Source organism: Thermogutta sp. (assembly GCF_014359955.1).
Taxonomy (GTDB): Bacteria; Planctomycetota; Planctomycetia; order Pirellulales; family Thermoguttaceae; genus Thermogutta.
On record NZ_JACIYL010000001.1, the window covers coordinates 24,739 to 31,968 of the forward strand.

Consider the following 7,230-nt stretch of genomic DNA (forward strand, 5'->3'; position numbering starts at 1 on the left):
CCAGCCGTGTATAGTCATGACTATTCGGGGCATACTATGGCTTCAACAGATCTTCGAGCGTGCCCGGTTGCGCGGGCCTTGGTGATGGGCCTTCCGGTTTCTGAGGGGAACCGCTCTCTGGAGCGCCGGTTTCTCGGCCAGACGTCCCACCCTGTGTGGACATCTGCTCAGACATTTGCTCTTTCAACTGTTGGATCAATTGAACCACACGCGTCTGCTCGCTACTGAGTTTATCTAAAGTATAACTGACCGCGGGAGAATTCCCCTGCTCCTGAAGTTCCTGTGCAACCCGATCGGTCCGCCGCTGGATGGAATCCTGCAGAGCCCGCAGCGTTTGGAGTTGGAGAACGATCTGCCAGGACAGCGATCCGCCGGGATTTTCCGCGTTCGGGGCCGCCGCACCGGAACCCGGCCCGCCGTCCTGATTTTCCATGGTCCTGCTTTCCCACCGCATGCCTTCCGCCAGCGCATCAAGGGACTCCAACGCCTCGCGCTGGATGGCCTGGGTCAGCTCGCTCGTATCACCATTGCGGAGGCGTTCGCCCGCCGTCCCCATCGCCGCTTCGACCTCTCCCAGCACCGACTCCCACACCGCCCAATCGGAAAGTTTTTCTTTCCACTCTCTTATTTCCGATTGTAACATTTCCTGGTCATGAGCCAGATCGCTTACTTCTTTCTGCCAGGCAGATTGTTGCTCCACCGTTGTGACTTCTTTCTTCTTCTCGTTTAGACGTTTCGTCTCTTCTAAAAGACGCGCTTGCCGGTTGATGGTCTCCGCCAGCTTCTGCGCGTGCTCGGCAAGCAGCCGGGAAGCCTCCTCGGCAGCCTCGGACAATCCCCGTTGCATTAACTCCCGATGCATTCGCTCCAACTCGGCCAGCGCATTTCTTCCGTGTTCCAGAGAACTCTTTCGATTCCCGGCCGACGCTGCCTCCTGAGCCGCCTCCATCTCTCTGGCGACTTTCTCAAGCCCGTCGCGAATTGAATCGCCCTCCGGTGTGGGAATTTGCTGCATGAGTTCTTCCGTTTCAGAGCGCACCTTGGCCTGTCTCTGAGCGAACTCCGCCTCTCCGCCCGTTTCGGAAACGTCCTGCCACCGCCGCTCGAATTCCTCCACCAGCGATTGTTGATCATCCTTCAAACGCTCGACTGTTTGTGCCAGTTCCCGCCACTTTTCAATTTTTATTCGCTGCTGGTCTTTATTCCCCTCCAGGATATTGAGCATCTCTTCTAAGAGAACGATCACTCGTTTCTGATATTCGACGGCCTCGCTCACACGGTTCTGTCCGATTGCCTCGGCTGAATCACGTACCAGCCCAACCAGTCCACGCCGGATTGCCAGATCCACCGCACGTGCGACCAAAGCATCCTCAGAGGCGAGCCCCCTTCTCCCAGACGATTCGCCCCCTTCCTGTCCCGCCACGCCATTCTGCTCCTTTCCGTTACCTCCATGAGTAATGTCACTCTCTTGCTGTGAGTCCTGCTTGTGACCGAACCGAGCCAGAAGCGTCTCCAAATCCGCGGCGAGGAAATTCTCCTCCCGAGCCAGCTCCTCTAATTTTCGGCGTACCTCCGCCGACAGCTCCTGCAACGACTTTCCCACCGTTTCAACACCAACCTTTTGAGTATTGCCATGAAGGGCTCTTTGCTTCAGCAGTATTAACTCCACCTGTCTTCGGAACGAATTGCGTCCTTTAAATCGGGCCAGCAAATCGAGAATATTCCGTAGCGCACTCTCCCAGCTTGCCTGTTCCCGATCAACTTTCTCCGCAATGCCTTTCATCCCTTCTATGTCATGGTCCATACGGCCCTCGGCGGCCTGCTGTCCGCTCATTTGTTGGGCCCAGCGGGCAATGATTCCGCAGTCGGCCTGGAGGGAAACCGCCTCTTTTTCGAAGCTTGTGCGAAGCTGGCTCTCGGCTTCCACGAGACCCGACCATTCGCTCAAATCGGAATAATTACTCTGAAGCAGCGTCAGGATACCCCGGAGTTGGGCCAGCACTCCATTGGGCTGATTGCCAATATCCTGGCACACTTGCGTCTGCAAAAGATCGAGCGTATACATGCGTTCGCTAAAATTCGGAGGAATATCACGATTGGCAATAACTGATGTCCATAGTTCGCGCCACTCCTGATTGATACGGGACTGAATATTGTAAATATCACTCAGACGGTCGTAGAGTTTTTCGCACTCCGTCAGCATACGATCTCTGAATATCTCCTCAGTAACCACTTCAATGGTGAGTGGATTACTCGCTGATAACTGCTCACGATAGTCCTCGGCAACAGCCGTGGCTGTCAGCGTCCCCTCTGATATTCCTTCTATGTGTGCCAGATCCAGCCACAGGTCACGATCCGCCGTCTCCCCCCAGGATGCCATATCGGACATTTTTCCTCGGGGTTTGGGATAGGGTTGCGGACCTTCCAGAACCGCCATGCTGTGATGCCACGCGCCGTTCTGGAGCTCGAGGGTCACCCGTTTCAGCGCAAGATCATCCCTGGCAGAAATTCGCAACGGCAACCGCCCGACCCGCGTCGCCAAAAGAAAGGGCACCTGCGGTTGCATGGCAATCACCGGAGGCAGGTCGGAAACGACGCGAATCTCCCATTCCGGATCGCCCACCGAGAATGTGCCGTCTTCCGCTTCCAGGTGAACGCTGTACCGCCCTGAAGTCTCCAGCTCCCATCCGACCGACTGCGACGGCACCGCCTTGCCTTCGGGCGGAAACCGAAAGCTGCGCCGATTATCGGCGAGTTCGGCGGCCACCGCTCCACCTGGCTCACGAAGGATCCACGCCCGTCGCAACGCCCGATCGGCCGTGCCACGCAAAACGACTCGCGTGCCGGCTACGGCTCGGATCGGCCCATCGGTCACCTCCGACTTCCAGCCGGTATAAGTTGGCGGCTCCAACTGAACCGTCAGTGACGTCAAATGGGGCGGCTCAACAACGCGCACAAGCCGCCACGGATGAGAAAAATCGTCCCCGCCCCAGATCCGAAACTCAAAATCCGATCGTACCTGGTCGCGCTGAAAATAAAAGCGATTTCCCCGGCGCACCATGGAAAACCGGCCCACTGTTGTACGCTCGTCGCCTTCTGCCTCGCGGAAAACAATCCATACGTCGTCGGGTACCAGCCCACGTTCGGCAGCCACTTCTATGGAAAACTGTCCGCCCCGGGAAACCACCTCCGGATAATGTATGATTTTAAGATGTGTTCTCTGCGGCCACGCCAGATCGGAAAAGGGATTGAAGAGGCGAATAAACGCCGTGCCAAACACCACCGGTTGGAATATAAAACCGCACGCAATCACACCTAGCGCGACTAACCATATGTAGAAAGCCACCAATCCCGGGCCTTTAAAACGACGGCACAAACGGCCAATGTCCGCGGCGTGGGCCTCTATATCATTCATTAAAAGGCCCCGCAATTCCGGCGAACCCCAGCGCGGGTCATCACTGGCCAGATGAGCAAATTCCCAGGCCGCCGCCAGACGCCCCCGCCAGCGCGCGTCCACCTGCTCAAGCCAGCGCGAGATCATCACACCATCAATTCGCAGCCGTAAAACAGGATGAATAAATCTCAAATAACTGCCGACGATTAGTAACCCTGCCACCGTGGTGATAATAACTCTTAACCCCTTATCATTGATCCGCAGAATATAATCCATTCCGCACAACACAACGATCCCCGCACAAACGGCGAGCCCTGCCCGGCCAACCGCTGCCAATGACAGTCGCCGGTACAAACGACTTTCAAGATCGTTAATGGCTCGAATAAACTCGTACTTCATGATTTATCACTTTTCCCCGCTCCGCGGATTTTACAATCGCAACCACCAAGCGGATGGCTCCGTACGCGTTTAATCACATGGGCTGCCTTTCTGCCAGATCACCCCGCCGGATCTCCCGTGCCCATGCGCCCCTGACTCTCGACCACATGGCCAGACCACCTAATATGTGTTGTCACTTCCCACTAAATCAGGCCCCACAGTTTCCGGAGGATCCACTCTAGAGTGAACATCCCGATAATCGAAGCCAGCACCAGGGGATGATTCCACAAAGTGATCGGCGGGAGAATTTCAACCGGCCTGGCTTTGCCCGCGGGCAAACTGTGAATCAGGCGATCGATCTGTTCCACCCGATAGACCTGCCCGCCGGTGCGCTTGGCCGCAGATGCCATATCGTCCCAGGCCACTTCGGTCTGCTCCATTTCTTTTTTTGGAGGCGACACCGTGAAGCTTGTGCGCACCGACTCCCGTTCTCCGGCCAACCAGGCCACGTATTCCCCGGGTGGAAGATCGTGGAGCACTGCCTGAAACGTATTGGCCTCCGGAGATCGCCGCTGGAGTCTTACCTGCCGCCGCAACTTTCCGTCTTGCCCAAGCCAGATGCTCACTTCTCCCCCTACACCACTCGGACCGGCTAGTCCTTGCAGTGTGATCCAAACCGGATCACCCGCCGCGTATATCTTTCGATCCGTACTCAGGATCGCCCCCCCAGCGGTCTCCAGTTTCGATCTCGCCATAGAACGAATTAATTCGAGCCAGAACTGGCGATACCACATTAAATTATTGATTTTTCGCCACCGCCAGGTTTCATCGGTTGCATGGAAAAGCACCCGCCCTCTACCCACGTAAGAAAAAATGCACGCCGGATATTGCTTTTGATGATTCTGCACTGTTGCCAGTACTCTCGCCCCCGGTTTTATATCGTTAATATCGTGGAAGAAGTAAATCCCCGGCAGTCGCGACCATATTCGCCGTGAATCCTCCTCCGTCATCCCCAGAAGGAACCATGGCACCCGCCATCCATCATCCGTGGGCATCACACGGCAGGGGGACTCCGCGATGATGTCCCCAACCGCCGATCCCGAACTGATGGGCAGGACTCGAGCAAGCGGGGTCGAGGCAATCGCTTCCCAACGCCAATTCCGGCCCGCGATCACCACCAATCCGCCCGGATTCTCGTTTCGATCAACAAACCCCGCCAGATCCTCCCAAACACGGGTCGGAAAAACCGTCGCGGGCAGGTCCACCAGAATGATCACATCCTGTGCCCACACCTCATCGCGAGCCCCTCGAATAAGCTGCAATCCATTGTCTAAGTCCCCTCCCAATTCTGGATCCGCCGAAAGAAGGACGGAACGCAGAATAATACTATTTTCCCGTCCCAGACAATTTTGTAAAAAGCGATATTCAAATCCCGGCGTATCCGCGATCAGCAGGACCTTGATCGCACGCTTTTCGACCCATAGTATCCTTGTTTGAGAGTTATTTTCCAGGGCCACTTCACCACTGGCCGCCTGGCATTCCAATCGTAATACGATTTCGCCCACTCTCGGCGGCCGGAACGCCATGGTCACTTCCCGACGCCCTGTTTCAGGAACATCCGTCTTTTTTTCTGCCAAAACACTCTTATTTGATTCGTCTATTAGTCGGATATACAGAGATCTGTCCTGCACATGTTTGGTGACAATATTTGCCCGTAGCACCACCGTGTCTCCCGCGAATACCCGGTCTTCCATGACCCAGTTTTCAATAGCCGCGTCGGGCCGTCGCCCCTCGGCTCCAGCGGCCACGAAGAAGACGGGAATAAACCGCCGTGCCGCCTCTTCGGCGGCATCAGCCAGCGACGGCCCCTCGTTGTTGACACCGTCTGTCAGCACCACTAACGCCGCGGGTGATGCCCCTCGTAGTCGGTCCATGACCTGGAGAATACTCCGGCCCAGGGGAGTGGAGGGTCGCTGCGGACGCAACTCCTTTAATCGGCTGGCTACTTCATCAGCATTATCCCCGTCAACTGGTATATCATTGAGGCAATAGACCTGCAGTCGATACTGGTCGCTCAGGCGATTAAAAAGGCCACGATCGCCCCCTACAAGCGCATTGACAACCGCCGCCCACCGTGAGCGCACTCTTTTGTTTTTATCCAATGCCGAGTTTGGCGTGGCCGCTGCCCTCCCGACTGGTTCGTCCTCCAGTGACATGCTCATTGAATCATCGAGAATGATCCCTATGAGCGGCCGACTGGTCCGCTGAGGAATAACGACCCACTGAGCGAGCATCGCCACGATAGCCAGAGTCGCACCTGTACGAAGGACGACCAGTATAATTCTTTGGTATTTTCCAAGATCGGTAGTACGCCGATAATACCAGCCCCAAAAAAAGGCCAAACACAGCACCACGAGAACCACGGTCACCCAGAGTGGCCACGGCCAGCCTCCGGCAATCTCATAGACGTACCCGTGGTCACGGGTCAGATTTTCACCGACTATCCATTCAATGAGTCGTTTCATTGTTTCCCATTATGACATCTCGCACACAGGTCGCCCATGTCCCGGCCGGAGCTACGATCGTCGTGGATCATCTACTTTAACCTCTCGCCGGCAGTTCCACGGCAACCTCGGTCACGCTCTCAATAGCGCGACGCCATTGTGACGATCCGCAATTCTGTCTGCCATGTTCTTTGTAGTCCTAGCTTTTTCCCGCGTGGGCAATCACTATTTCTACTATTACAAGTGCCAGTAGAGACAGCAGGAGTATCCGCGATAGTGTATTGCCCGATCCGCTACCGTGCTGCACGGGGCTTTCGAGGATTTGGTTGACAAGCTCCGCGGACACCATACGCGCCCCGGGCAGTCCCTTCTGCACTATCTCTTCCCAGCCTTGTGATCTCAAATCGGCCTCTTCCAGTGGTGTATTCACGGAGAACAACGGCACTTGCCGTGTTTGATTATTCGCATTAGCGATTTCTATTTTATAAACACCTGCCCAATCGGTCTGTGTGTATTTCCATTGCCAGGCCCCATCGACCAGTTCTGCGCGCTCGCGCCGGGATTTCCCTTCTGCATCGGTGAGCACGATCGTCGGTGCTTCGCTTACATTCCGCAGCGCCATGGACAGGCTCAGCGGCTGCCCACAGACCAGCGTCCGTGCGGATAGTCCCCCTGATAAAACCCACGCTTTTATCTCCTGAATAAGTGGCACCCAAATCGGCCACAGTGGAAGCGATGTCCAGCTCGTATCGGCGGAAGTGGTAACGAGAACACCCCGCCCCAGGCCGTATTCCCAGGTGACAATGAGAGGATCTCCGTTAGAATAGCGCGCCACTATTTCACACGGAACAGAGTCTGTTCGCTGAAAGCGCAGGTAATTGCGTACCGGCACGTGTGTGAGTCCCCCTTCCTCCCATCCCGCGAGAATCCGGACGATCGGATGGCGAGTATCCA

Annotated in this window: 3 protein-coding genes; all 3 read right to left on the minus strand. The window is 55.9% G+C overall.

Annotation, left to right across the window (positions count from 1 at the left end; translation table 11 throughout):
• Positions 1–34: 34 nt before the first annotated feature.
• The gene (locus H5U08_RS00100) at positions 35–3,793 is read right to left on the minus strand and encodes a DUF4175 family protein (protein ID WP_297028923.1); all 3,759 of its coding nucleotides are present in this window, start codon (positions 3,791–3,793) and stop codon (positions 35–37) included.
• A gap of 182 nt (positions 3,794–3,975) precedes the next feature.
• Complete coding sequence (locus H5U08_RS00105) at positions 3,976–6,297, minus strand: hypothetical protein (RefSeq protein WP_297028924.1); 2,322 nt, start codon at positions 6,295–6,297, stop codon at positions 3,976–3,978.
• 178 nt (positions 6,298–6,475) lie between these two features.
• A partial coding sequence (locus H5U08_RS00110) for a hypothetical protein (RefSeq protein WP_297028926.1) occupies positions 6,476–7,230 on the minus strand: 755 nt, incomplete at its 5' end.

Coding starts and splice junctions, on each gene's coding strand:
- H5U08_RS00100 (WP_297028923.1), bottom strand. CDS start 3,793: ATGAAGTACGAGTTTATTCGAGCCATTAACGATCTTGAAAGTCGTTTG.
- H5U08_RS00105 (WP_297028924.1), bottom strand. CDS start 6,297: ATGAAACGACTCATTGAATGGATAGTCGGTGAAAATCTGACCCGTGAC.